This window comes from Streptococcus oralis (genome assembly GCF_016127915.1).
In the GTDB taxonomy this organism is placed as follows: Bacteria; Bacillota; Bacilli; order Lactobacillales; family Streptococcaceae; genus Streptococcus; species Streptococcus oralis_BO.
On sequence record NZ_CP066059.1, the window covers coordinates 1250918 to 1276140 of the forward strand.

The window sequence follows — 25223 nt, forward strand, 5'->3', positions numbered from 1 at the left end:
ATTTGTGAGTGGGATTTTTCTCTATTACTTTTTATGAGCCAAGAGTTGATTGATGTGGTCTACTTTTTTAGCTTCTCTTTTATAGAGAATAACCCAGATGATGAGGTAGACGATCGCAAACTCTGGAATGAGCTGGAGATAGAAGGTCCAGTGGAAGGGGAACCAACCAGCCAGAGTTGCTAGTGGAACAAAGCCAGCCAACATGAGGAAGAAATGGGAAAGTGTTGCACGGAGTAAGCTCCAGTCATGGCTGAATAAGCGACTGCCAAAGCTAAAGAGAACGCCGATAGCTGACCAGATGATCATGCAGTAGAGCAAGACCAGAGCACCGTGAACCCGATGTTGCACCATCACTTGGCCGATAAGAGAGTCGGAACTTAGTGGTGCGTAGGTATTTGGGGCATAAATGAGTGAAAAAAGGATAGAGAGGATGAGGCCGATAAGTACACCAGCAGCTGCATCGTGAAAGATTTGTTTTTTCATAGTTCTAATTTCTCCTTGATGATTTTCAGGTAACGGCGAGATGAGTAGGTAAAGCTTTCGTTTTTGAGAAAGATTTCGACTAGGCCGTTGGGGGTTAGTTTGAGATGAGAGATAGCGTCAATATTAACGATTTCAGATTGGGAAATTTGGATAAAAGTGGTCGGCAAGAGTTCAAGAACCTGATAGAGTCGCAAATCAATGCTGTAGGTCTGAGATGCAGTTTCTGCTAGAACCTTTCGATTCTCGATATAGAAGCGCTGAATCTTACCAATTTCAACTAGATAGACCTGATCTTCAATCTTTCCTTTGATTGTTTCTTTTTGGTCCAGATTTTCAGCGAACTCGATGACTTTCTGGACTTTTTCGGTTGATTTAGGTGCTTGGACAATCAGCTTTTCCTCCTCGTAAGTCTCCTTAATCTGTAGTTCTACTTTCATAAATTTCCCTCCTTTTCAGTTATACAAGGTTAATCTCACTTCTTGTACACCTTTATTAATACTCTTCAAAAATCAAATTCAAACCACGTCAGCGTCGCCTTGCCGTACTAAAGTACTGTCTGCGCCTAGCTTTCTAGTTTGCTCTTTGATTTTTATTGAGTATACCACTATTTTACGACCCATGGCAAGAGCTTTTGCCTATGTGGAGAGATTTAGCGTCTATGTGGTATTTGCTTTTTCTGGTAACATCTGAAATATGGTATAATAGCACTAATCAATTTCTAGGAAAATAGATACAGAAAGGGGCTGAAAGATGTCTCATATTATTGAATTGCCAGAGGTGCTGGCAAACCAGATCGCGGCAGGAGAGGTCATTGAACGTCCTGCTAGTGTGGTCAAAGAGTTGGTAGAAAATGCCATTGACGCAGGTTCTAGCCAGATTATCATCGAGATTGAGGAAGCTGGTCTTAAGAAAATCCAAATCACCGATAATGGTCACGGGATTCCCCACGATGAAGTCGAGTTGGCTCTTCGCCGTCATGCAACTAGTAAGATTAAGAATCAGGCAGATCTTTTTCGGATTCGGACTCTCGGTTTTCGTGGTGAAGCTTTGCCTTCTATCGCATCTGTTAGTGTACTGACTCTTTTGACAGCGGTGGATGGTGCCAGTCACGGGACCAAGCTCGTTGCGCGTGGGGGAGAAGTTGAGGAAGTTATCCCAGCGACTAGTCCTGTGGGGACCAAAGTTTGTGTGGAGGACCTCTTTTTCAACACACCTGCCCGCCTCAAGTATATGAAGAGCCAGCAAGCGGAGCTGTCTCATATCATTGATATTGTCAACCGTCTGGGCTTGGCCCATCCCGAGATTTCTTTTAGTTTAATCAGTGATGGAAAGGAAATGACGCGGACAGCAGGGACTGGTCAACTGCGACAAGCAATCGCAGGAATTTATGGTTTGGCAAGTGCCAAGAAGATGATTGCCATTGAGAACTCTGACTTAGATTTCGAAATTACAGGTTTTGTGTCTCTGCCTGAGTTAACCCGAGCAAATCGTAACTATATCAGCCTCTTCATCAATGGCCGCTATATCAAGAACTTCTTGCTCAATCGCGCTATTCTTGACGGTTACGGAAGCAAGCTCATGGTAGGGCGTTTTCCACTGGCTGTCATTCACATCCATATTGATCCTTATCTGGCTGATGTCAATGTGCATCCAACCAAGCAAGAAGTGCGGATTTCTAAGGAAAGAGAACTGATGGCGCTGGTCTCAGAAGCCATTTCCAACAGTCTCAAGGAGCAAGCCTTGATCCCTGATGCCTTGGAAAATCTTGCCAAGTCGACCATTCGCAATCGTCAAAAGGTAGAGCAGACCATTCTCCCACTCAAAGAAAATACGCTTTACTATGAAAAAACAGAACTCTCAAAACCTAGTCAAGTTGAGGTAGCTGATCACCAGGTTGAATTAACTGAGGAGGGTAGGGACCTAACCCTGTTTGCCAAGGAAACCTTGAACCAGCTAACCAAGCCAGCAAAACTGCATTTTGCAGAGAGAAAGCCTGCTAACTACGACCAACTAGACCATCCAGAGTTAGATTTTGCTAGCCTCGATAAGGCTTATGACAAGCTGGAGCGAGAAGAATCATCCAGCTTCCCAGAGTTGGAGTTTTTCGGACAAATGCACGGGACCTATCTTTTTGCCCAAGGGCGAGATGGCCTCTACATCATAGACCAGCACGCCGCTCAGGAACGAGTTAAGTACGAGGAATACCGTGAAAGCATTGGCAATGTTGACCAAAGCCAGCAGCAACTCCTAGTGCCCTACATCTTTGAATTTCCTGCAGATGATGCTCTTCGTCTCAGGGAAAGAATGGCACTTTTAGAGGAAGTGGGTGTCTTTTTAGCAGAGTACGGAGAAAATCAATTTATCCTGCGTGAGCATCCTATTTGGATGGTAGAGGAAGAAATCGAGTCTGGTATCTATGAAATGTGCGACATGCTGCTCTTGACCAAGGAAGTTTCGATCAAGAAATACCGAGCAGAGCTAGCCATCATGATGTCCTGCAAGCGGTCTATCAAGGCTAACCATCGTATCGATGACCACTCAGCCAGACAACTCCTTTATCAGCTTTCTCAATGTGACAATCCCTATAACTGTCCCCACGGACGTCCCGTTTTGGTGCATTTTACCAAGTCGGATATGGAAAAGATGTTCCGACGTATTCAGGAAAATCATACCAGTCTTCGTGAGTTGGGGAAATATTAAGAACACAAAAAGCCTTTGTTTTTCCAAACAAGGCTTTTTAGCTTTTCTAAGGTGGAAACTTTGATTGAGCATGGCTTACTTGACATGAGGTTTACACTTGCTTGACAAGACCAGTCCTATCAAAGTATTGAAAAATATGAATCAATTGACTCAAGGTTTCGCAGAGTTGTCTTGGTTTGAAGGATTCTCAAGACCAATCACTTTATCAAGATAACGTTGTTTGGTTTTGAGAGTCTTGTTGATCGCAGTAGTTGAAGCAATCAAGAGAACGAAGGTCAGCCAAATCCAGGCGGTGAATTCGGCTGGGAAACTAGAACCGGATAAAAAGAGATAGATAGCTAGAGCCAATACGAAAATATAAATCACCTGCCAGAGACCAAAGGATTTAACTTCTTTATAGTATTTGTCCTTATCTTCCTCCAAAATCACTGCCGTGGAACCTTTTTCAAAGTTTTCATCCAGTAAGAGATAGTCAGTTGTCACTTGAAAAATCTTGCTTAATTCAATGATTTTTTCGATTTCAGGAAGTACTTGTCCAGACTCCCATTTGGAGATGCTTTGCCGAGAAACATTGATTTGTTCTGCTAGTTTTTCTTGGGACCAACCTTTTTCCTTTCTGAGCTCAAATAGTTTTTCTGCGAGTTTCATCATACTCTCCTCCTTTTTCTACTTCTATCCTAACAATTTTTACTTATAATGAGAATACAATCTCCTGTACTATTTGTCAACTAGAGGTTGCACCTTTTGTTGCAGTCTGTCTTAGAGAAATATGATATACTAGATAGGCAAAATAATGGAGAAAAACTATGTACGAATATCTAAAAGGAATCATTACCAAAATCACTGCTAAATACATCGTCCTAGAGGCAAATGGTATCGGTTATATCTTACATGTAGCCAATCCCTATGCTTACTCAGGTCAGGTCAATCAAGAGACCCAGATTTATGTGCACCAAGTTGTCCGTGAGGACGCGCATCTGCTCTATGGCTTTCGCTCAGAAGATGAGAAAAAACTCTTCCTCAGTCTGATTTCGGTCTCAGGTATTGGACCTGTATCAGCTCTTGCTATTATCGCAGCCGATGACAATGCTGGCTTGGTTCAAGCAATCGAGACTAAGAACATTACCTACTTGACTAAGTTCCCTAAAATTGGCAAGAAAACAGCCCAACAGATGGTGCTAGACTTGGAAGGTAAGGTAGTTGTGGCTAGCGATGACCTTCCTGCCAAGGTGGCAGTGCAAACCAGCGCTGAAAACCAAGAACTGGAAGAAGCTATGGAAGCCATGTTGGCACTGGGCTACAAGGCAACCGAGCTTAAGAAAATCAAGAAATTCTTTGAAGGAACGACAGATACAGCTGAGAACTATATCAAGTCGGCCCTTAAGATGTTGGTAAAATAGGAGAAGAGTATGCCAAAACGCTGTGGTTGGGTTAAAATGAACAACCCTTTATATGTAGCCTATCATGATGAGGAGTGGGGCTACCCCCTCCATGATGACCAAGCATTGTTTGAGTTATTGTGCATGGAAACCTATCAGGCTGGTCTATCTTGGGAAACGGTACTAAACAAACGCCAAGCTTTCCGAGAAGCATTTCATGGATATCAAATTCAGGCGGTCGCGGAGATGGCAGATGGGGAGTTGGAAGCCTTGTTAGAGAATCCAGCCATCATCCGAAATCGTGCCAAGCTCTTTGCGACGCGTGCCAACGCCCAAGCATTTTTACAAGTCCAGAAAACCTTTGGCTCTTTTGACGCTTATCTCTGGTCCTTTGTTGAGGGAAAAACGATCGTGAATAATGTTCCTGACTATCACCTAGCACCTGCTAAAACAGCCTTGTCTGAAAAGTTATCTCAAGATCTCAAAAAACGAGGCTTCAAGTTCACAGGTCTAGTCGCAGTTTTAGCTTTTCTACAAGCGGCAGGTCTGATTGACGACCACGAGAATGATTGTGAGTGGAAAAGCGGAAATAAGTGAGTGCAGGCGTCTAATTATCTGAGAATATAGAAAAAGCTGAGAAGAGTTTCTCAGCTTTTTGATTATATGCTAGTAACTTTTATAGTGCAGTAAGAAATGTCAGTCCACCTAAGACAACGCCAGCTGAGTTTGGAATAATTAGTATCCAATCCTTCTTAGGTTCTTTTGTCCACCCGTAAATAACCCAAATTAAACAAGATACTGCTGCGGATAAAGGCTGGAATGGTTGAGCTTTGTTGCCTTGTAAATTGGCAAAAATTTGTGGGATGTAGGCGATAAATACAATAATCCCGATAAAGGCCCCGATTGAACCGACAATTTGATTTATTTTTTGTTTAGTCATATATACCTCCTTCAAAAGGATATCATAGAAATAAGCAAAATGCAATAAATTCAGACACAAATTGTAACGAAAATCAATACCAAAGCACAAAAATGGAGAAATTGTTTATTTTTTGTTATCGTCAAAGCGAATGACTTGTTCCTTTGCATCTACATAAGCATGGACGCCAAAGGGAACAATGGCTCTTGGCGTTGCGTGGCCAACATTCAGATTATAGACAATCGGGATATTGCTGTCAATGATGTCCATTAGTGCCACCTTATAGTCGTCATAGAAGGTTTCATCCATTGGCTTTCCGACCAAGAGTCCACTGATGACCTCAAATACCCCAGTTTCTTTCAAAGTCTGCACCATCTTTTTGAAGTTTTCCGGCTCAGGCTTTTCTTTGCTTGTTTCTAACAAGAGAATCTTTCCTTCCCAGTCGGATAAGTCAGGGAAGAGTTTGTACTTTTGGCAGAGGTCCGTGCTGTCTGCGTATCGAGAATTGTCAAAGATATCATAGAGAGATTCAAGGCAACCACCAAGAATTTCTCCCTCAAACTGAGCATTTCCTTGTAACAAGTCAAAACCTGTATTTACATGACTGATACGAGCTGTTCCCAGGGCCTTGGGACTAAAGTCAGTCCGTTCCTCATACCAAACGTCGCTAGGGCGGATTTCTGAGATTCTCCCAGTCTCGATTAATTCTTTAAAGTAGTGGAGACTATAGGGCAACATCTCCTTGTTCAATTCACAAATATCTGCTAAAAAGGATTGCCCATAAAAAGTTTTAACACCTAGTTTATGCAACATGAGATGGTTCATGGTTGTATCTGAGAAGCCAAGAAAAATCTTTGGCTTGATAACCTTTTGAAGCTGGTCGTTTTCAAAAAGATAAGGTAGCAAACGATAGGTATCGTCCCCACCGATGGCACATAGGATCATATCGATGCTATCATCAGAAAAGGCCTGCATCAAATCCTCTGCACGTGCCTCAGGATGATCCTTGATAAAGCCCAAGCCCTTTAGCGAATGGGGCAAAAAGACAGGATTGAGTCCCAAATCCTTGAGACGTTGGACACCCAAATCGACTTCGTGTTTGACAAAATCCTCTCCGATAATGCCACTAGACAAACTAACAATACCAATAGTAGAAACTATATCTCATCCTCCTAGAAATAGATTGATACTCTTCGAAAATCAAATTCAAACCACGTCAGCTTTGCCTTGCCGTACTCAAGTACAGCCTGCGGCTAGCTTCCTAGTTTGCTCTTTGATTTTCATTGAGTATGAGCCTATTCTATCACAAAAGATGAGAGAAAACTACAAGAATGAGACTCAGAAGTGCTATTGAATCTCAAGAAAGCAAGTGAAAAAGCAACCGCCTATGCAGTTGCTTTTCGTTTTTCTAATCTCTAATCTCGCTAGATATGAGTTACTTGGTCAATTCTTGATTATAGGAGAGGGCTAAATCAATCCAGTAAGGAAGTTCTTTTTGACCTTCTATATCTAGGTCTATATAGCCATGATAAGGTCTCCCTCTCATCAATGTAGTATGAGCTCCTGTTCGGGGTAGAACTTGCTTTTCTATTTCTTTGCCAATTCTCACCATAACCAGCTCGTCTTTTCTGGGACTGACTGTAAGGACCATTTTCCCACGAATCATAAAGGCCAGGCCACCAAACAGTTTCTTTTCTTCTAACTCTTCTTCGAAAATTTGGGGAGGAAGTTTGAGTGCTAGAATTTTTCGAATCTGCTGAGCTAAGGATTGACTATATGCCATAGCTTTTCACTTTTCTTAATAACGGGATGGTTCCGCACTTGCGCTTCGGATGTTGAAACGTTTCTTGAGATAGAAGCGAAGGGCGAGAAGGACAGCTCCTAGGATAGCCAAAGGCAATGGAGCAAGGACTGGATTGAGGCTGGCTGGTAGGAAGCTTGTTGCAAAGAAGACAACCAACCAAAGGACCATGGAGGCCAGGATGACGAGGATTGATTTCCAGAATGGAGGACGCTGGCTACGGTCTGTGTCTGGTCCATAATACTGGTAGACAAAGTAGTACATCAAGTAGAAGGCAAGTCCTCCTACAAGTCCAACCAACAAGAGGGTAATCAACCCATAGCCAATAGCTTGATCTGTAGAGAAGAAGGTAGTCAGGGCGCTAATCAATGCAAAGAGGCTGGTGATGAAAAGGGCTGAGTCCATAATCATGAGTTTTGGATCGTCATTTTCTTTTGGATGCTCTTTTTCATATTGCTCCTTGACGGTGAAGCTATGAGCCCAGTGGGTTGGAGCACCGTAGAGGGAACGAGCGGTCGTTCCTTTGGCTTGCTCTTCAAGGATTTTAGGAATAATTTCCTCAAAGATAGCCTTGATTTCAGCGTCTGTTTTACCATCTTTGATGAACTGTTGGGTAGCGATGTGGATAAACTCTTGGTTTTTCTTAGTTAATTTTTGTAAATCAATCTGAGACATAGGGATTCCTCTTAGAACCATTTTTTATGGATGAGATAGAGAGTGAGCGAAACACTCATAGCAAAGGCGATAAAGACGATTAACCAGAAGGCGTGTGGCTCACCGTTCAAAGGGATTTCATTATCCTTGAAGTTCATCCCGTAGGCTGAGAAGATCATGGTTGGGACAGACATGACAATGGTCACGAGAGCCAGAGTTTTCATGATGTTGTTCTGGTTATTGGAAATAATAGAGGCAAAGGTCTCTGTCATAGAGTGAAGGACGTTTCCATAGATATCTGCCATCTCGATGGCCTGTTGGGTTTCAATCAGGGTGTCTTCGAGTAGGTCTTCGTCTTCTAGGTATTTCTTGATATTGCTAGTTGCGCTAGTCAATTTCTTGATCACGCGCTCATTTGTCTTAAGTGAGGCCTTGAAATAGACGATGGTCTTTTCCAATTCCATGAGCTCGATCAGCTCTTCGTTTCGAGTAGACTTGTGAAGTTGACTTTCGATTTGTTAACTCTTACGGTCAATCGAACGAAGGGCAGTCAGGTAAAGCTCGGCATTGCGATAAAGGAGTTGAAAGATAAAGCGTGACCGCATGAAAGTGTAGAAGTTACGCAGTTTGCGGTTGATGAAGACATCGAGAACAGGGAGGGATTCCAAGCAGGTAGTGATAATGGTTTCCTCGGTGATGATAATCCCCAGCGGAATCGTTACGTAGTAGGTGCGGTTGTTTCTCTCCTCTGTGATGGGAACGTCCACGATGATCAAAGTATACTCGTCTTCGATGGTAATACGAGACATTTCTTCCGCATCGAGCGGCGCTCGAAGGTCGGCAATGTCAATGTCAAAGGCATTAGCAATTTCCAACGATTCGTTTTGTGTAGGATTGACGAGGTTGATCCAAGTACCCGGTTCAAGCGTGTCGATCTCTTTAAATTCAGTTGTTGTTGAGAGAAAAACTTGTTTCATATCCCCTATCCTTTCCTACTATTTCAGTAATTCATTTTTTGCACCGTACTATTATACTATAAAAACAGCTTTTTGGGTAATAGAATTTCATATTTTTTGGTATAATGGAAAGCAATAATGGACTAGAAAGAACAAAGATGCAAGATAAAATTGTGATTCATGGGGCACGTGCCCATAACTTAAAAAATATCGATGTGGAGATTCCGCGAGACAAGCTGGTTGTCGTGACTGGTTTGTCGGGTTCGGGGAAATCCAGTCTGGCCTTTGATACCCTCTATGCTGAGGGACAACGTCGTTATGTGGAGAGTTTGTCAGCCTATGCTCGCCAGTTCTTGGGCAATATGGAAAAACCAGACGTGGATGCCATTGACGGTCTTAGCCCAGCTATTTCTATCGACCAGAAAACGACTAGCAAAAATCCACGTTCGACCGTGGGAACAACGACTGAAATCAACGATTATCTGCGTCTCCTCTACGCACGTGTGGGGACGCCTTACTGTATCAACGGGCACGGGGCTATCAATGCTTCTTCTGTAGAGCAAATCGTGGATAAGGTCTTGGAATTGCCAGAACGTCAACGTCTGCAAATTTTAGCTCCTGTCATCCGTAAGAAAAAAGGGCAACATAAGAGTATCATTGAAAAGGTTCAGAAAGACGGCTATGTCCGCGTCCGAGTGGATGGGGAGGTCTATGATGTGACCGAAGTGCCAGAGTTGTCTAAGAGCAAACAACACAATATTGATGTCGTAGTCGACCGTATTGTTATCAAGGAGGGCATTCGTAGCCGTCTCTTTGACTCAATCGAGGCTGCCCTTCGTATTGCAGAAGGATACGTGATTATCGACACTATGGACGATTCGGAGTTGCTCTTCTCTGAGCATTATGCCTGTCCAGTTTGCGGCTTTACCGTACCAGAGTTAGAGCCTCGTCTCTTCTCCTTCAATGCTCCGTTTGGCTCTTGTAGTGAGTGTGACGGTTTGGGTATCAAGCTAGAAGTGGATACTGATTTGGTAGTGCCAGACGCCAGCAAAACTTTGCGTGATGGAGCCTTGGCACCTTGGAATCCTATCTCATCTAACTACTATCCAAACATGCTAGAGCAGGCCATGACAGCCTTTGGAGTCGATATGGATAAGCCTTTTGAAGACTTGTCAGAAGAAGATAAGAACTTGATTCTTTACGGCTCAGATGGCAAGGAATTCCATTTCCATTATGAAAATGAATTTGGTGGTGTGCGTGATATCGACATTCCGTTTGAGGGGGTTGTCAATAATATCAAGCGTCGTTACCATGAAACCAATAGTGATTACACGCGCACCCAAATGCGTCTCTACATGAATGAGTTGACTTGCGGGACTTGTCACGGCTACCGTCTCAATGACCAGGCCTTGTCTGTCCGTGTGGGTGGTGAGCAAGGACCACATATCGGTGAAATCTCAGACCTGTCTATCGCAGACCACTTGGACTTGGTGAGCCAGCTGACCTTGTCTGAAAATGAAGCCATCATTGCTCGTCCCATTCTCAAGGAAATCAAGGATCGTTTGACCTTCCTTAATAACGTGGGTCTTAACTATTTGACTCTGTCACGTTCGGCAGGAACCCTTTCGGGTGGGGAGAGTCAGCGTATTCGCTTGGCAACCCAGATTGGGTCCAACCTCTCAGGTGTCCTCTATATATTGGATGAGCCGTCAATCGGTCTCCACCAGAGGGATAATGACCGCCTGATTGCCAGTCTGAAAAAGATGCGCGACTTGGGCAATACTCTCATTGTGGTAGAACATGACGAAGATACCATGCGCGAGGCGGATTATCTGATTGACGTTGGTCCGGGTGCCGGTGTTTTTGGTGGAGAGATTGTTGCTGCAGGAACACCCAAGCAGGTGGCTCGCAACAGCAAGTCTATCACAGGCCAGTACTTATCAGGGAAACGTGCCATTCCAGTGCCAGCAGAGCGTCGTTCCGGAAATGGTCGTTTTATCGAGGTGACAGGAGCGCGTGAGAACAACTTGCAAAATGTTACTGTCCGCTTCCCACTAGGAAAATTCATCGCCGTGACAGGTGTATCGGGTTCAGGGAAGTCGACCTTAATCAACAGCATTCTCAAAAAAGCCATTGCTCAGAAGCTCAACCGTAATTCAGACAAGCCTGGTAAATTCAAGACCATCACAGGGATTGAGCATGTAGACCGCTTGATTGATATTGACCAGAGTCCAATTGGACGAACGCCAAGGTCTAACCCTGCTACCTATACAGGAGTTTTTGACGATATACGTGACCTCTTTGCCCAGACAAATGAAGCCAAGATACGAGGCTACAAGAAGGGCCGTTTCAGTTTCAACGTCAAGGGTGGTCGTTGTGAAGCCTGCTCAGGTGACGGGATTATCAAGATCGAGATGCACTTCTTACCAGATGTTTATGTGGCTTGTGAAGTCTGCCACGGAACCCGCTATAACAGTGAAACCCTTGAAGTTCACTACAAGGAAAAGAATATCTCGCAGGTCTTGGACATGACCGTCAATGATGCAGTGGAATTTTTCCAACACATTCCCAAGATTCAACGCAAACTTCAGACCATCAAGGATGTAGGGCTGGGCTATGTAACGTTAGGACAACCAGCTACCACCCTTTCTGGGGGAGAAGCCCAGCGTATGAAGTTGGCTAGTGAGCTTCACAAACGCTCGACAGGTAAGTCTTTCTATATTCTGGATGAGCCAACGACAGGGCTTCATACTGAGGATATCGCTCGCTTGCTTAAAGTCTTAGCTCGCTTTGTCGACGATGGCAATACTGTCCTCGTCATTGAGCACAATCTGGATGTCATCAAGACGGCAGACCATATCATCGATTTGGGACCTGAAGGTGGTGTTGGTGGAGGAACCATCATTGCAACAGGAACTCCAGAAGAAGTAGCGGCCAATGAAGCCAGCTACACAGGACACTATTTGAAAGGAAAGTTAGATCATGAATAAACGTGTGCAAGCATTTTTAGCTAAAATGCAAGAAAAAGAACTAGATGGTATCATCATCAACAACCTTAAAAACGTCTATTACCTGACTGGTTTTTGGGGTTCAAACGGAACCGTCTTTATCAGCCGTGACCGTCAAGTCTTGGTGACAGACTCTCGCTATATCATTGCTGCTAAGCAAGAAGTGACAGGTTTTGAGATTGTGGCTGACCGTGATGAATTGGCTGTCATTGCAGGCATTGTCAAGGATATGGGCTTGTCTCGCATCGGTTTTGAAGATGAGATTTCTGTCTCTTACTATCATCGTATGCAGGCAGCATTTGAAGGTTTGGAATTGCTTCCTCAAACTCAGTTTGTTGAGGGTCTTCGTATGATTAAGGATGAAAAGGAGATTGCGACTATTCGCAAGGCTTGCTCTATCTCAGACCAAGCTTTCCGCGATGCCCTTGACTTTATCAAACCAGGAAAGACTGAAATTGAGATTGCCAACTTCCTTGATTTCCGCATGCGTGAGCTAGGAGCGGCAGGTTTGTCTTTTGATACCATTTTAGCAAGTGGCATCAACTCTTCTAAACCACATGCCCATCCCATGCATAAACCCGTAGAGCTGGGAGAAGCCATCACCATGGACTTCGGATGTCTCTACGACCACTATGTCAGTGATATGACACGGACGATCTATCTCGGTCATGTCAGTGACGAGCAAGCAGAGATTTACAATACGGTTCTGAAAGCCAACCAAGCTCTGATTGATCAAGCCAAGGCAGGATTAGGTTTCCGTGACTTTGATAAAATCCCTCGTGATATCATAGTAGAAGCGGGCTATGGCGACTACTTTACTCATGGTATTGGCCATGGTATTGGACTGGACATCCATGAAGAACCCTACTTTAGCCAAACCTCGACGAATACAATCAAGGCAGGAATGACCTTGACAGATGAACCGGGCATCTATATCGAAGGAAAATACGGGGTTCGTATCGAAGATGATATCTTAATTACAGATAACGGTTGTGAGTTATTGACACTTGCTCCAAAAGAATTGATTGTTATCTAAAAAATGAGATAAATCGTTGACTTTTATATTTTAAAGGTTTATACTGATAGACGAAAACGGTAGGTGAGGCTACCATAGGGATACGGATGACTACCGCAAAGCAGTGGAGACACTACTCGTTGGTCAACAGTCCTGGTCGCGAAGGCCAAGACTAAGCTCATTACATCGCCCTATGGAGTTAAAGCTTGAACGAAAAAACAGATAATTAGTTTTTTAATCCTGCCATTTTTATGGTAGGATTTTCTGCTGTTTTAAGAAAAAGAAAGGAGAAAAACGATGCAAATTGACGATCATCCAGAACCGCACATACACAGCCAATCGCTGATTTGTGTCGTTCTGCCCTTATAAAGTGATTGGTCTCTGTGTATGAAACACATCATTCATACAGATAGGAGAAACCAATGAAAACTACAAAAGAAAGATTAGCAGTAGCTATTCACACACCTTTAAAAGAAACTCTATCTTTTTATAAGACAAGTCTAACAGGCTTGACTGAGGAGCAGGTGGAGAAAAATCGTGACCTATATGGCGAAAACACCATCACCAAGGGTCAAGAAGACAGTATCCTCAAAAAGATTTACGAATCTATTATCAATCCATTTACAATCATCCTTCTTGTCATCGCTATGATTTCCATGGTGACCAATGTCTGGTTGGCGAAGCCTGGACAAGAAGATCCGACGACCTCTATCATCATCGTCGTTCTCGTTCTAATCTCTGGTGGCATACGCTTTGTCCAAGAATTGCGAAGTGACAAGGCTGCGACCAATCTATCAAAAATGATTGTGAACACAGCCACAGTTATTCGCGAAGGCCAGAGTCTAGAGGTCGCAATTGAAGATTTGGTCGTTGGAGATATAGTCAAATTAAGTGCTGGGGATATGATTCCAGCAGACCTCCTTTTAATTGAATCACGTGATTTCTTTGTCCAACAGTCTGGTTTGACAGGTGAAAGTGACTCGGTTGAAAAACTAGCCTTGTCAAAAATGAGTCAATCAAACTTTGATAGTCTGCTAGAAGCAGAAGCGTTCGCCTTTATGGGAACCAATGTGATATCAGGAAGTGCCAAGGCTTTGATTCTAGCGGTCGGTGATGACACCATGATGGGAGAGATCGAGCAGACTCTCAATACCTATGACGAACCGACCTCTTTTGAACGGGAGATGAACAGCATCTCTTGGCTCTTGATCCGTTTGATGTTGGTCATGGTTCCCATCGTGTTTCTCTCCAATGGCTTGACAGATGGCGACTGGCTGGAAGCAGGTGTGTTTGCACTGAGTGTTGGTGTTGGATTGACACCTGAGATGCTTCCTATGATCATCACGGCCAGTCTAGCAAAAGGCTCTATTATCATGGCCAAGGAAAAAGTGGTTATCAAAAAACTCAATGCCATACAGGACCTAGGTGCTATTGATATCCTATGCACAGATAAAACCGGAACCCTTACCCAAGACGAAATTGTCCTTGAATATCCTTTGGATATACATGGAGATCTGGATTTGTCTGTGTTGAGACGTGCCTATCTCAATTCCTATTTTCAAACCGGTTTGAAAAACTTGATGGACCGTGCCATTATCAGTAGAACTGAAAAAGAAGCTAAAGAACACGCTATTCTACAAAATTTGGATACTAACTTCCAAAAAATAGATGAATTGCCCTTTGATTTTGAACGCAGACGGATGAGTGTCATCGTCAAGGATGAGAACGAAGTTGTTAGTTTGGTAACCAAGGGTGCCCTAGAGGAAATGCTTGCGATTTCAACCCATGTGGAATATCAAGGTCAGATTAGTCCTCTGACGGATGATATCCGAGTGGAAATCTTAAAAGAAGTAGACCAACTCAATCAGCAAGGTTTGCGAGTCTTGGGAGTCGCTTATAAAACAGGCCTAAAAGAAGGTTTTGCTTACTCTGTTGAAGATGAAAAGGAGATGATTCTAACAGGATATCTTGCTTTCCTAGATCCACCAAAACCATCTGCAGCACCTGCTATCCAAGCTTTGTTAGAGCATGGTGTTCAAACCAAAATCTTGACGGGGGATAATGAGAAGGTAACCCAAGCAGTATGCGAAAAAGTTGGTTTAGACGTTGATCAAATCTTGTTGGGTTCTGATATTGATGCCATGACAGACGAAGAGTTGGCCCAAGCAGTTGAGAAGGTGACGGTCTTCGCCAAACTCTCTCCGGATCAAAAAGCACGAATCATTTTACAAATCAAATCTAATGGACATTGTGTCGGCTATATGGGAGATGGGATCAATGATGCCCCTTCTATGAAAGTAGCCGATGTGGGGATTTCTGTTGATACAGCAGTAGATATTGCCAAAGAGACAGCTGATGTCATTTTGCTAGATAAGGATTTGATGGTGCTTGAAAAAGGGCTGGTTGAAGGGCGTAAGGTCTATGCCAACATGACCAAATACATCAAGATGACGGTCAGCTCTAATTTCGGGAATATTCTTTCACTCTTAGTGTCTGGTATCTTTTTACCTTTCCTTCCTATGGCTCCGATTCACTTGATTGTGTTAAACCTCGTCTACGACCTTTCTTGCATTGCCTTGCCATTTGATAATGTGGATGAAGACTTTTTGAAACATCCTCATAAGTGGGAAGCCAAGTCTATTACTCGCTTTATGATTTGGATGGGTCCGATTTCTTCTGCCTTTGATATTTTGACCTTTATCTTGCTCTATTTTGTCATTGTCCCAATGGCGACAGGCCAAGCCTATGCTCACGGAGCAGAGTCTGCAACGGGCTTTATCATCTTGTTCCAGACAGGTTGGTTCATTGAATCCATGTGGTCCCAAACCATGGTTATCCATATGCTTCGTTCAGCAAAACTTCCTTTCTTACAAAGTCGTCCATCATGGTTTGTTCTTGGGACAACCTTGCTAGCAGCTAGTTTTGTGACCTTCCTTCCCTACTCTTCAATTGCTAGCCTGCTTCATTCAACCCCTTTGGAACCAATTTATTTCCTCTTTTTACTTTTGATTATCGTTCTCTATATGATAAGTGTTACAGTTGTGAAACGATTGTATATCAAAAAATTTAAAAGTTGGTTATAAATTGATTTTGTCAAGAAAAAAGTACGAAAATCGCGAAAAAAGTTAATTTTTTTTAAAAATAGGTCGCAAGTCGGATGTTTTTTATGGTATAATAGACTAAACTGATAGTAACATGTAGCGAAAGGGGTAGGTACATGATCAAAATTTATACAGTCTCAAGTTGTACTAGCTGTAAAAAAGCGAAAACCTGGCTCAATGCCCACCAGTTAAGTTATAAAGAACAAAATCTCGGTAAAGAAGGAATTACAAGAGAAGAGTTATTAGATATTCTAACGAAAACAGATAATGGAATTGCCAGTATCGTTTCGTCAAAAAACCGCTACGCTAAGGCACTTGGAGTTGACATCGAGGATTTGAGTGTCAATGAAGTGCTCAACTTAATCATGGAAACACCACGAATCTTAAAGAGTCCGATTCTCGTTGACGAGAAGCGCCTACAAGTCGGCTATAAAGAAGATGATATCCGTGCCTTCTTGCCACGCTCTGTCCGTAATGTAGAAAATGCAGAAGCACGTCTACGTGCAGCTCTATAAAACATCAAGGCTGGGAGTGACTCCTGGCCTTGTTTGCTCTTTTGTTTTAAAATCAAGTGAGGAATTATGAAAAAGTTACTAATTGCTAGTTTTGCTCTCCTCTTTTTGCTTGCGGGATGTGGGCAAAAAAAGGAAACCCCTGCTGCTTCCACAACCACGTCTGAACCCCTCCAATCAAACCTTCCCGTTTTGGACAATGCTGAAAAGAATACGGTTGTCACCAAGACCCTGTTGATGCCGAAGTCAGAAAATGGAACGCAGCAGACTCAGACCATTACCTATAAAGGCAATCAGTTTTTGACCTTGACCATTCAGCAAAAACGACCTGTCGGGGATGAACTCAAGACCTTTATCTCTGGAAATGGCCTAGAGGAGACGCAAAAAGCGCTTCTAGAAGCTGAAGAGAAGGATGAGACCATCCAAGAAGCACGCAAACTAGCTGGATTTACACTGGAAACCAAGCTACTCAGCGAGACAGAAATCCAGACGACAACGACTTATGATTTTCAAGTATTGGATGTCAAAAAGGCATCTCAGCTAGAATATTTAAAAAATATCGGTCTTGAAAATCTCTTAAAAAACGAACCTAGCCAATATATTGCAGATAGAGTGGCAAATGGGGCGACAGAACAATAGAAAATCCAAATAAATAGACTGACTTATTTGTAGAACGTCAGGGAATGTGCTATAATAGTACTATTCTAAGGAAAGAGGGTGTTAGAATGGGATTTACTGAAGAAACTGTACGGTTTAAATTGGATGATTCCAATAAGAAAGAAATTAGCGAAACATTGACAGATGTTTATGCTTCTTTGAATGACAAGGGCTACAATCCGATTAACCAGATCGTCGGTTATGTATTGAGTGGAGACCCTGCCTACGTTCCTCGTTACAACAATGCACGAAATCAAATCCGTAAGTATGAGCGTGATGAAATTGTTGAAGAATTGGTACGCTACTACCTTAAAGGACAAGGAGTCGATCTATAATCTATGAGAATTATGGGATTGGACGTCGGTTCAAAAACAGTAGGGGTAGCGATTAGCGATCCCCTAGGCTTCACCGCTCAGGGACTTGAAATCATCCAGATTAATGAGGATCAGGGCCAGTTCGGTTTTGACCGTATCAAGGAATTGGTTGACAGCTATAAGGTGGAACGCTTTGTAGTAGGTCTGCCTAAAAACATGAACAATACCAGCGGTCCGCGAGTAGAAGCCAGTCAAGCCTATGGTGCCAAGCTAGAAGAACTCTTTGGTTTGCCAGTAGACTATCAGGATGAGCGTTTGACAACGGTCGCTGCGGAACGTATGTTGATTGAACAAGCAGATATCAGCCGTAACAAACGCAAGAAAGTTATTGATAAGTTGGCTGCTCAGCTGATTTTGCAAAATTATTTAGATAGAAAATTTTAAGACAGAGGAGAAACTATGTCACACGATCACAACCATGACCACGAAGAACGTGAATTGATTACACTAGTAGATGAGCAAGGAAATGAAACTTTATTTGAAATCCTTTTGACCATCGACGGGAAAGAAGAATTTGGTAAAAACTATGTTCTTCTAGTGCCAGTTAACGCAGAAGAAGATGAAAATGGTGAAGTTGAAATCCAAGCTTACTCATTCATCGAAAATGAAGACGGAACAGAAGGCGAATTGCAACCAATCCCAGAAGACTCAGAAGACGAATGGAACATGATTGAAGAAGTCTTCAACAGCTTTATGGAGGAGTAAAAATGTTCAGTGAACATTTTTACCCTTACGCTAAAAATAAAGACCGTAAGTAAGTCCTGTGGACGTTTTTAGCCCACGTTGGAATTCATAGTAGCTAGTGATTAGCTAACCAGGTAAGAGGTCGGGATTTTAGTCCCGACCTCGCTTTTTATTTGCAATCATACTTTGATGCGGTAGTTGATTGGACTTTTGTTAAGGAGACATGTATGTTTGAAGTAGAAGAATGGCTTCATAGTCGGATTGGTTTAAACTTTAGATCTGGACTTGGACGAATACAGCGAGCAGTGGATTTGCTGGGGAATCCTGAGAAGACTTATCCTATTATCCACGTAACAGGAACTAACGGTAAAGGGTCAACTATTGCCTTTATGAGAGAATTGTTTGTAGCTCATGGAAAAAAAGTTGGCACCTTTACCTCTCCTCATATCATCAGTATCCATGATCGAATCTGTATCAATGGACAACCGATCGCTGATGAAGACTTTATCCGTATAGCTAACCAAGTCAAGGAGATGGAAAAGACGCTTTTGCAAACCCATGACCAGTTGTCCTTTTTTGAATTACTGACTCTGATTGCCTTGCTTTACTTTAAAGAGCAGGGAGTGGATCTAGTTCTGCTAGAAGTGGGGATCGGTGGTTTGCTTGACACAACGAATGTCGTAACAGGAGAGATTGCAGTTATTACTTCTATTGGGTTAGACCATCAGGAGACCTTGGGCGATAGCCTGGAGAAAATAGCCGAGCAGAAAGCTGGCATTTTCAAGGCTGGAAAGAAGGCGGTCATTGCTAAGCTCGCTCCAGAAGCGGAGCTTGTCTGTCAAAAAAGAGCAAGAGAGTTAGCTGTGGATCTCTATCAAGCTGGGCGAGACTTCACCTTGAATGCTGGGGATTTTTCAAGTAAGCTAGCAAGCTTTTCACAGCTTGAAATTGGTTTGGAAGGTGCTTATCAGCAAGAAAATGCCACCTTGGCTTTAGAAACTTTTCTTCTGTTTATGGCGTCAGGAGGTGAAAGGGTCGAAGAAGAGTTTGTCAGACGGGCTTTGAAGGAAACACATTGGGCAGGTCGATTGGAACGGATTCGTCCGCAAATCTACCTAGATGGGGCTCACAATCTGCCAGCCTTGACTCGTCTAGTAGAGTTTATCCAGGGGAAAATCCAGCAAGGTTATCAAGTCCGTATCCTTTTTGGTGCCCTTAAACGCAAGGATTATCAGGGGATGCTAGGCTATCTAATGGAGCAATTGCCTCAGGTGGAACTTAAGGTAACAGGCTTTGACTACCAAGGCTCTCTGGATGAAAAGGATGTGGCGGGTTACGATTTGATTCTTTCCTATGGGGACTTTATCAGAGAATTTGAAGAAAAGGCCAATGACCAGGACTTGCTTTTCGTGACTGGATCCCTCTACTTTATTTCGGAAGTGCGAGCTAGTTTGTTAAGGAGCGATGAGATTAGTTGACCTTCTAGATTTAAGTTGCTATACTGGAGGTAGGAGGTATATCTGGAAGCGATTCCAGCAAAATATTGGCATAAAAGAAAGGAAATCGCTATGAAAACGAAAACATTCACACTTTCTATTGCTTCCCTAGCAATTCTTAGTCTTTTAGCAGCTTGTGGACCTAAGGCACAAGCCCCTACCCAGCAATCTGCTCAGCAATCATCTACTCAACAAGAATCATCTTCTAGTGCTACGACAAGTGCTAGCCAACCACAGGCGTCCTCAAGTCAGGATACTACTGTAGCTCAACCTACGAATATCGATGGTACCTATACTGGAAAAGATGAGAATGACCAAATCACTCTTGTTGTAACAGGTAAAACTGGTACATGGACTGAGGTCGAGCCAGATGGAGATAAGGAAATCAAGCAAGTCAGCTTTGAACCAGAAAATCAACGTGTCATTATCGGTGATGATGTCAAAATATATACGGTTAATGGTAATCAATTGATTATCGACGATATGGACCGAGAGGCATCTGACCGAGTGGTATTAACTAAGCAATAATGATTAAGTAAAAGTTCCAATGAGATGAAATTCATCTTTTTGGAGCTTTTTTTCTTGAAAAAGTGGCTGGCTGTTCTTTACTAACTTTTTACTTAAAACGCTTACAAATATTTGTAAAACTTCTTATAAGGTCGTATACTTATAGTAAATAATCAAATAGCGCAGATGCGCAGGAGGAAAAGCATATGGCTACATTTTACGTTCCATCAGTTAACCTTATTGGTAAAGGTGTTGTAAATGAAGTAGGTCCGTATATCAAGGAACTAGGGTATAAGAAGGCCCTTTTGGTGACAGATAAGTTCATCGAAGGCAGTGATATTTTACCTAAGGTCCTAAAACCATTAGATGCTGAAGGGGTCGAATATGTGATCTTTAGCGATGTGGAGCCAAATCCGACTTGCAAGAACGTCACAGATGGAGTGGCTGCCCTGAAAGAGCATGGATGTGACTTCATCATCAGTCTTGGGGGAGGGTCTCCACAGGATGCGGCTAGCTGTATCTCTATCATCGCCACAAATGGTGGAAAACCACAGGACTACGAAGGTCTTCACAAGTCTGCTAAAAAAGGCTTGCCAGTGGTTGCAATCAATACAACAGCTGGAACTTCTGCAGAAATCACGATTAACTATGTTATTACTGACGAAGAACGCAAGGTCAAGATGGTAATGGTTGATAAGAACAGCCTCGCCCTCATCTCTGTCAATGATCCAGAACTCATGCTTTCAAAACCGAAAGGATTGACAGCGGCGACAGGTATGGATGCTCTTACCCATGCTGTCGAAGCCTTGGTAACACCAGGTGCTTATAATGTGACCAAGAAACTCTCTATCGGAGCTATTGAACTCATCAAAGAGTATCTTCCTCGTGCTGTGGCAAATGGCCAAGATATTGAAGCGCGTGAGGGTATGGTCAATGCTATCTTCCTCGGTGGTATGAGCTTTAACAATGCTGGTTTGGGCTATGTTCATTCTATGGCTCACCAACTCGGTGCGGTATATAACTTGCCACATGGTGTCTGCTGTGCCATGCTTCTCCCAGTTGTAGAACGTGAAAATGCCAAGCGTGTACCAGAAGCTTTCCGCAATGTAGCCAAGGCCTTGGGACTCCATGTTGAAGGAAAAACAGACCAAGAATGTGCGGACTATGCTATTGCTGAAATTGAGAAACTGTCTGAAACAGTAGGTATTCCGAAGAAACTCACTGAACTCGGTATCCAAGAAAAAGACTTTGATTTTGACTACCTTTCTAAGAATGCTTTGATCGATGCATGTGCGCCAGGCAATCCATTCATGCCAACTCTAGAAGAGACCATTGCTCTTTATAAAGAACTCTTTTAAAAATCAAGTAGAGTGGAAGGGACTTATTCCTCAAAATATAAATAATATTGGGAAGAACTATCATTTTGGTAGTTCTTTTTAAGCCTCTTAATCCCCTAGTTAAAAATATAAAAAGGGCAGCGTTTCGTATAGTGAGGGTGTAGTTGAAGAATCTTGCAGTTCTTGGAATAGTTTTGAATAAAAAAAGGTAAAAGGTTGCCATCTACCCCTGAACTGAGGTATACTAGTAGAAACATTAGTTTATCTATCGGTGAGGGAGAATGTTAGAAAAGGAAGGGGATGTATGACAGCTAGAAAAATGCAGCTACTCATGTCCAAATATGGTTTTAGTATTACCATTATGTTGGCAGAGTTGTTTATTGTCTTTGGTTTATTTCTCTATCTAGGGCAGATGGCTCCGATTCTCTGGATTATCCTAGTCATTTTAGTGAGCTTAGCGACTATTGTATCGATTGTCAATCGGTCCATGAATCCTGAGAGTAAGGTAACATGGCTGTTAGTAGCCTTTGTGCCAGTTTTTGGCCCTCTGCTCTATATCATGTTTGGAGAACGTCGTTTATCTAAAAAAGAATTGAAGCAGCTAAAGCAGCTCCAATCAATGGTTGACCGAGAGGACAATAGCAGAGCTCTCCGTTTGGAGTTAAAGGAAAAGGATAAGTCTGCTTATGGAGTTATCAAATCTCTCCTCAGCATGGACACGAATGCAGATGTCTATGATCGAACGGATACACAATTTTTTTCATCTGGTGAAAGCATGTGGTGCCAGATGCTAGAGGATCTCAAGAAAGCAGAGAAGTTTATCTTTCTCGAATACTATATCATCGAAGAAGGTTTGATGTGGAACAGCATTTTAGAAATTTTGGAAGAAAAGGCTGCTCAAGGAGTAGAGGTGAAGCTTCTCTATGATGATATTGGATGTATGGCAACCTTACCTGGGGATTATACTATTCAGCTTCGTAGTCGAGGGATTGAAGCCCATAAATTTAACAAGGTGATTCCGCGCTTAACTGTTGCTTATAACAACCGTGATCACCGTAAAATCATGGTTATCGATGGTCAAATTGCCTATACAGGTGGTGTCAATCTGGCCGATGAGTATATCAACCATATCGAACGCTTTGGTTATTGGAAGGATAGCGGAATTCGTCTGGATGGACCAGCAGTTAAGGCTTTTACCAGACTCTTTTTATCTGCCTGGTACATCAACCGTGGAGAGATTAGTGACTTTGACCAATACCATCTTGAAAATCAGCCCAAAGATGGGATGGGGCTCTGTATTCCCTATAGTAGTGGACCAAAACCCATCTACCGAGCTCAAGTTGGAAAAACGGTCTACCAAAATCTTATCAATCAAGCTACAGATTACGTCTACATCACGACTCCCTATCTGATTGCTGACTATGATCTAACTGAAAGTATCAAAAATGCAGCTCTGAGAGGGGTAGATGTGCGAATTGTGACGCCGTGTATCCCAGATAAGAAGGTTATTCAGTTAGTTACTCGGGGAGCCTATCCAGACTTGTTATCTGCAGGGGTTCGTATTTATGAGTACAGTCCGGGTTTCCTTCATAGTAAGCAAATGCTTGTCGATGGAGAAGCAGCAACAGTGGGAACCATCAATTTTGACTATCGTAGCTTGCTCCACCACTATGAAAATGCCGTCTTGCTTTATAGAACGCAATCTATCATCGATATTGAGAGGGACTTCGAAGAGATTTTTAAAGTTTCTCAAGAAATTTATCCCCACACCATCAAAACCAGCTGGTATCAAAGCCTGATTAAGGAAATTGTCCAGTTGTTTGCACCTATGCTGTAACTATCCATTAAGATCTAGCCCAAGGCTGGATCTTATTTTTGTCTTCTTACGAATAGATAAGTAAAGGAGAAAACCATGCTTAATCTAGAAGATGATGATTTTATCAGAGAGTATAGAAACAGCCGATTTCACCGTTTTCGTGAAATCGAACGCTTTGCGCTATTGGATAAGAAATTCAGCAAATATCAATCCCAAGCTGACATTCCTGTAAGATTTTGATATACTAAAACAGATAAACTTAGAGGAGAAATTGAATGAACGTATACGGGAAAATAGATGAGAAACAAGAAGAATCTCATTACCAAGACTGGTCAGTGCCAGAAAAACGAGAAGGAGCTCCCATTCCCTTTTTTAGTATTTTGCTTTGGAGTTTAGTAGCCACAGCCATTTCGGTTGCCCTGCCTTTTATTTTTGGTTTAATCAGTCCGCAACAAAGTCAGGATCTTTATACCGGTTGGGCCTTGCATCAAAATGGTCAAATGTATACAGATTATTTTGGGACGGAGGGATTGCTCTATTATGTGCTAACCTACCTTTTTCAAGGCAGTATTCTGATTGCTTTGGTTGAGTGGTTGGCTTTGTTTGGAGCAGGTGTTTTTCTTTTTAAGGCTGCGGATACTCTTGTCGGCCAAGAAAAGGAAGCGAAACGAGTTGTCTTTATTTTATACTTGCTTGTAGCGGGCCTCGCTTTTGGTGGTGGCTATGCTCTCTTGCTAGCTCTGCCTTTCCTATTTTATTCATTGAGTATCGTTACAAATTATCTCGCTTTTCCAAAGGATGACAAAGGATTTGTACGAGTGGGTATGAGCCTTGCTCTCGCTTTCTTTCTTGCGCCAATCCCAACAGCCTTGTTTGCGGCTGTACTGGCCTTAGGGATTATCGGCTTTAATCTAGGCAAAGGTCACTTTGTTCATGGCCTATATCAGTTCTTTGCGTCAGCCCTAGGATTTTCACTTTTATTCTATCCTTTAGGCTACTATACAGTGTGGACAGGTAGTTTTGGGGATGCCATTAGCCAGACCTTGTATCCGGTAAATACTCTTAGCCTCTTTTCGAACTCGCATTTGCTTGAAAATGCAGCCTTCTATGGCTTGCTTGCTATTGGATTAGGTTCCCTTGGTTTGCTCTTTGCAGGCTTGTTCCAGTCAAAACCAGCCAAGCAATATGCCCTCTCAATTGCTGCTAGCTTGGGATTGATGGTTTCTTTGGGAATCTTGATTCTCTCCAAAGAAACCATCAATGGTACTCGTCTTGTGGTGCTAATTCCTTTCTTGGTCCTGCTCCTTCTGACAGGAATCAAGGAAGATGTTTCGGATGGAGGGAGTCGTCGTAGAAGAAGACGTGAGAAACAAACTTCTTTCTTTAAAGGAAATTTCTATCTACCACTGATTGCCCTTGCCTACCTTATTGTTCTTCCTATTGTGAGTCGCTACCTTTCTCACCCAGCGACTTATCAGGAGAGAGAACGTCTTGCTAGCATGGTCAAACAACAAACGAGTTCTGAGGATCGTGTCTATGCATGGGATGATCGTCCTGATTTCTACCGTGCAAGTGAACGCTTGGCGCCGACTTCTCTATCAACTCCAACACTCTATACTGCAAGCGATGAAAATAAAACCAAACTGATGAATGACCTGAAAGAGAATCAGCCGAAGATGATTGTGGTCAATCAAAAAGTTGCCTTGTGGTCAGATGTAGAGAGCTGGCTCAGTGAAAACTATGAGCTTGTTCAGACAGATACTAGCGAGTTCAAACTTTATAAATCAAAATAACAAAAAATCAATATCTTGTGGAATTTTAAAA

General features: G+C 42.7%; 24 protein-coding genes, 1 pseudogene and 1 riboswitch. Of the genes and pseudogenes, 17 read left to right on the plus strand and 8 right to left on the minus strand.

The features are described 5' to 3' along the window. Positions 1-24 precede the first annotated feature (24 nt). Both I6H78_RS06035 and I6H78_RS06040 read right to left on the minus strand, forming a co-directional pair. The gene (locus tag I6H78_RS06035) at positions 25-483 is read right to left on the minus strand and encodes a DUF3021 domain-containing protein (protein WP_198459120.1); all 459 of its coding nucleotides are present in this window, start codon (positions 481-483) and stop codon (positions 25-27) included. Continuing rightward, positions 480-920 (minus strand): LytTR family DNA-binding domain-containing protein, encoded by a 441-nt coding sequence (locus I6H78_RS06040; protein WP_198459121.1) that lies wholly within the window; start codon positions 918-920, stop codon positions 480-482. Before I6H78_RS06040 ends, I6H78_RS06035 begins: the two co-directional genes overlap by 4 nt. 313 nt (positions 921-1233) lie before the next feature. Between I6H78_RS06040 and mutL the strand changes: the two genes are divergently transcribed. Next, on the plus strand, positions 1234-3183 hold the full coding sequence (gene mutL / locus I6H78_RS06045) for a DNA mismatch repair endonuclease MutL (RefSeq protein WP_198459122.1): 1950 nt from the start codon (positions 1234-1236) through the stop codon (positions 3181-3183). 150 nt (positions 3184-3333) lie between these two features. Here mutL and I6H78_RS06050 read toward each other — a convergent pair whose 3' ends face one another. Beyond that, complete coding sequence (locus tag I6H78_RS06050; protein ID WP_198460233.1) at positions 3334-3831, minus strand: helix-turn-helix domain-containing protein; 498 nt, start codon at positions 3829-3831, stop codon at positions 3334-3336. A gap of 158 nt (positions 3832-3989) precedes the next feature. Here I6H78_RS06050 and ruvA point away from each other — a divergent pair, with 158 nt between their 5' ends. Both ruvA and I6H78_RS06060 read left to right on the plus strand, forming a co-directional pair. Continuing rightward, complete coding sequence (gene ruvA / locus I6H78_RS06055; RefSeq protein ID WP_000273410.1) at positions 3990-4583, plus strand: Holliday junction branch migration protein RuvA; 594 nt, start codon at positions 3990-3992, stop codon at positions 4581-4583. 9 nt (positions 4584-4592) lie between these two features. Further along, positions 4593-5159, plus strand: coding sequence for a DNA-3-methyladenine glycosylase I (locus I6H78_RS06060; protein WP_198459123.1), 567 nt, complete (start codon positions 4593-4595; stop codon positions 5157-5159). A gap of 79 nt (positions 5160-5238) precedes the next feature. On the opposite strand, the gene I6H78_RS06065 is transcribed toward I6H78_RS06060, so the two are convergent. The 5 genes and pseudogenes from I6H78_RS06065 to I6H78_RS06085 form a co-directional block, all read right to left on the minus strand. Further along, on the minus strand, positions 5239-5502 hold the full coding sequence (locus I6H78_RS06065) for a SemiSWEET family transporter (protein ID WP_000166112.1): 264 nt from the start codon (positions 5500-5502) through the stop codon (positions 5239-5241). Positions 5503-5607: 105 nt separating this feature from the next. After that, complete coding sequence (locus I6H78_RS06070) at positions 5608-6642, minus strand: S66 family peptidase (RefSeq protein WP_198460234.1); 1035 nt, start codon at positions 6640-6642, stop codon at positions 5608-5610. 274 nt (positions 6643-6916) lie between these two features. Beyond that, on the minus strand, positions 6917-7264 hold the full coding sequence (locus I6H78_RS06075) for a hypothetical protein (protein WP_198459124.1): 348 nt from the start codon (positions 7262-7264) through the stop codon (positions 6917-6919). 15 nt (positions 7265-7279) lie between these two features. Further along, entirely contained in the window at positions 7280-7957 is a 678-nt protein-coding gene (locus I6H78_RS06080) for a DUF1129 domain-containing protein (protein WP_198459125.1), read from the minus strand. Between the two features lie 11 nt (positions 7958-7968). Further along, positions 7969-8913 (minus strand): annotated as a pseudogene (locus I6H78_RS06085) (magnesium transporter CorA family protein). Positions 8914-9050: 137 nt separating this feature from the next. Between I6H78_RS06085 and uvrA the strand changes: the two are divergent. The 14 genes from uvrA to I6H78_RS06155 all read left to right on the plus strand — a co-directional run bounded on the left by uvrA (position 9051) and on the right by I6H78_RS06155 (position 25192). Then, entirely contained in the window at positions 9051-11882 is a 2832-nt protein-coding gene (gene uvrA, locus I6H78_RS06090; protein WP_198459126.1) for an excinuclease ABC subunit UvrA, read from the plus strand. Beyond that, entirely contained in the window at positions 11875-12936 is a 1062-nt protein-coding gene (locus I6H78_RS06095; protein ID WP_198459127.1) for a M24 family metallopeptidase, read from the plus strand. The genes uvrA and I6H78_RS06095 overlap by 8 nt, the downstream gene beginning before the upstream one ends. 53 nt (positions 12937-12989) lie before the next feature. After that, positions 12990-13141: riboswitch (M-box (ykoK) riboswitch) on the plus strand. A gap of 196 nt (positions 13142-13337) precedes the next feature. Further along, positions 13338-15998: a magnesium-translocating P-type ATPase gene (mgtA, locus tag I6H78_RS06100; protein ID WP_198459128.1), complete on the plus strand. Its 2661-nt coding sequence runs from the start codon at positions 13338-13340 to the stop codon at positions 15996-15998. Positions 15999-16132: 134 nt separating this feature from the next. Continuing rightward, positions 16133-16531: a transcriptional regulator Spx gene (gene spx, locus I6H78_RS06105; protein WP_000591165.1), complete on the plus strand. Its 399-nt coding sequence runs from the start codon at positions 16133-16135 to the stop codon at positions 16529-16531. Positions 16532-16597: 66 nt separating this feature from the next. Then, positions 16598-17167, plus strand: coding sequence for an SP0191 family lipoprotein (locus tag I6H78_RS06110; protein ID WP_125840463.1), 570 nt, complete (start codon positions 16598-16600; stop codon positions 17165-17167). An 86-nt stretch (positions 17168-17253) separates the two neighbouring features. Further along, positions 17254-17520 carry an IreB family regulatory phosphoprotein gene (locus I6H78_RS06115; RefSeq protein WP_000507059.1) on the plus strand — a complete coding sequence of 89 codons (267 nt, stop codon included), beginning with the start codon at positions 17254-17256 and terminating at the stop codon, positions 17518-17520. A gap of 3 nt (positions 17521-17523) precedes the next feature. Continuing rightward, complete coding sequence (gene ruvX, locus I6H78_RS06120; protein WP_002876031.1) at positions 17524-17943, plus strand: Holliday junction resolvase RuvX; 420 nt, start codon at positions 17524-17526, stop codon at positions 17941-17943. Positions 17944-17958: 15 nt separating this feature from the next. Next, positions 17959-18264 carry a DUF1292 domain-containing protein gene (locus I6H78_RS06125; protein ID WP_000017624.1) on the plus strand — a complete coding sequence of 102 codons (306 nt, stop codon included), beginning with the start codon at positions 17959-17961 and terminating at the stop codon, positions 18262-18264. A 206-nt stretch (positions 18265-18470) separates the two neighbouring features. After that, positions 18471-19721 (plus strand): bifunctional folylpolyglutamate synthase/dihydrofolate synthase, encoded by a 1251-nt coding sequence (locus I6H78_RS06130; RefSeq protein ID WP_198459129.1) that lies wholly within the window; start codon positions 18471-18473, stop codon positions 19719-19721. A 90-nt stretch (positions 19722-19811) separates the two neighbouring features. Beyond that, the gene (locus I6H78_RS06135; RefSeq protein WP_070799905.1) at positions 19812-20267 is read left to right on the plus strand and encodes an SP_0198 family lipoprotein; all 456 of its coding nucleotides are present in this window, start codon (positions 19812-19814) and stop codon (positions 20265-20267) included. A 185-nt stretch (positions 20268-20452) separates the two neighbouring features. Further along, a complete protein-coding gene (locus tag I6H78_RS06140; protein WP_198459130.1) occupies positions 20453-21604 on the plus strand; it encodes an iron-containing alcohol dehydrogenase in 1152 nt (383 codons plus the stop codon). 283 nt (positions 21605-21887) lie between these two features. After that, entirely contained in the window at positions 21888-23420 is a 1533-nt protein-coding gene (gene cls / locus I6H78_RS06145; RefSeq protein WP_198459131.1) for a cardiolipin synthase, read from the plus strand. A gap of 75 nt (positions 23421-23495) precedes the next feature. Further along, a complete protein-coding gene (locus I6H78_RS06150; protein WP_000933184.1) occupies positions 23496-23639 on the plus strand; it encodes a hypothetical protein in 144 nt (47 codons plus the stop codon). 35 nt (positions 23640-23674) lie between these two features. After that, entirely contained in the window at positions 23675-25192 is a 1518-nt protein-coding gene (locus I6H78_RS06155) for a damage-inducible protein CinA (protein ID WP_198459132.1), read from the plus strand. Positions 25193-25223: the final 31 nt, after the last annotated feature.